At 67.1% G+C, this 2104-nt stretch carries 1 protein-coding gene; it reads left to right on the plus strand.

The window, feature by feature from the left end:
- On the plus strand, positions 1-2104 hold a 2104-nt coding region (locus tag Q0982_RS07555), incomplete at both ends, for a DNA gyrase subunit B (RefSeq protein ID WP_299393728.1).

A 2104-nucleotide genomic window follows, 5' to 3' on the forward strand; every position in this document is an offset into this window, starting at 1 on the left:
CCACGCCGGCGGGAAATTCGACCAGAACTCCTACAAGGTGTCCGGCGGCCTGCACGGTGTGGGCGTTTCGGTGGTCAACGCCCTCAGCGAGTGGCTGGACCTCACCATCCGCCGCGGCGGGCGCGAGCATGCCATGCGCTTCGTCCATGGCGAGGCGGCGGCGCCCCTGGCCGAACGCGGCGATGCGGAGGGGCGTACGGGTACGGAGATCACCTTCCTGCCGTCATCGGAGATCTTCTCCATGACGGACTTTGACGCCTCAACCCTGGAGCATCGCCTGCGGGAGCTGGCTTTCCTCAATTCGGGCGTACGCCTGACCCTGACGGACAGCCGTTCGGCGGAACCCAAGGAGATCGAGATGCATTACGAGGGCGGCCTGGTCGCCTTCGTCCACTATCTCGACCGCACCAAGACCGCGCTCTTCGAGCCGCCCATCACCCTGAGCGCCCAGCGCGGCGGCGTCACGGTGGAGGTGGCCATGCAGTGGACCGACAGCTATCACGAAACGGTCCTCTGCTTTACCAACAACATCCCCCAGCGCGACGGCGGCACCCATCTGGCGGGCTTCCGGGCCGCGCTGACTCGGCAGATCAACGCCTATGCGACGTCTTCCGGGCTGATGAAGAAGGAGAGGGTCGCCCTCACCGGCGACGACGCCCGCGAGGGACTGACCTGCGTGCTTTCGGTGAAGGTGCCCGACCCCAAGTTCTCCAGCCAGACCAAGGACAAGCTGGTTTCCTCCGAGGTGCGGCCCATCGTCGAGTCGGTGGTGAACGAACGCCTCGACCAGTTCTTCGAGGAGCATCCGCAGGAGGCGCGGCGCATCGTCGGTAAGGTGGTCGAGGCCGCGGCGGCGCGCGAGGCTGCGCGCAAGGCGCGGGAGCTGACCCGCCGCAAGGGGGCGCTGGACGTCACTTCCCTGCCGGGCAAGCTGGCCGACTGCCAGGAGCGCGATCCCGCCCAGTCCGAACTGTTCATCGTCGAGGGCGATTCGGCGGGCGGGTCCGCCAAACAGGGCCGGGAGCGGCGCTTTCAGGCCATCCTGCCGCTGCGCGGCAAGATCCTGAACGTCGAGCGGGCGCGCTTCGACAAGATGCTGTCCTCCCAGGAAATTGGCACCCTGATCACCGCCCTGGGGACCGGCATCGGGCGCGACGAGTTCAACATCGACAAGCTGCGCTACCACAAGATCATCATCATGACCGACGCGGACGTGGACGGCAGCCACATCCGTACCCTCCTGCTGACCTTCTTTTTCCGCCAGATGCCGGAAATCGTCGAGCGCGGGCACCTTTACATCGCCCAGCCGCCGCTCTACCGGGCCAAGCGCGGCGATTCCCTGCGCTATCTGAAGAACGACCCCGATATGGAGGCCTATCTGATCCAGAACGGGGTCCGCGATTCGGTCCTGGACAGCCCCAACGAGGGCCAGATAGCCGGGGCCGACCTCACCGCCCTGGTGGAGATGGCGCTTCGCGCCAAGCACTTCATGGACCCGCTGGCGCGCAAGGTGGGCAATGCGAACCTGGTGGAGCAGGCGGCCATCGCCGGGGTGCTGAGCCCTGAGATCCTGACCGACACCGCCCAGGCGGAGGCGGCGGCCGCCTACATCGCCACCCGCCTGGATGCCCTGGCGCCGGATCACGAGAAGGGCTGGCAGAGCCAGGTCAGCGAGGAGGCCTTCACCTTCACCCGGACCCTGCGCGGGGTCACCGAAAAACGGGTGATCGACGGCCCGCTGATCCGCACCAGCGAGGCGCGGCGCCTGGACGAGATGGCCAGCGAGCTGCAGGCGGCCTTCGCCCACCACGCCACCCTGACCGCCAAGGACAAGAGCTTCCGGGTGACCGGACCGGCCAGCCTGGTGAGCGCCATCTTCGAGTTGGGCCGCAAGGGGGTCACCCTGGCCCGCTACAAGGGCCTGGGCGAAATGAACCCGGAGCAACTCTGGGAAACCACCCTCGATCCCAATGTCCGCGCCCTCCTCCAGGTCAAGGTCGCCCACACCGACCAGGCGGAGGACGTGTTCTCCACCCTCATGGGCGATGTGGTGGAGCCGCGCCGCGACTTCATACAGCAGCATGCGCTGGAAGTGGCCAATCTC

Source organism: Pelagibius sp., from assembly GCF_028281305.1.
GTDB lineage: Bacteria > Pseudomonadota > Alphaproteobacteria > Kiloniellales > Kiloniellaceae > Pelagibius.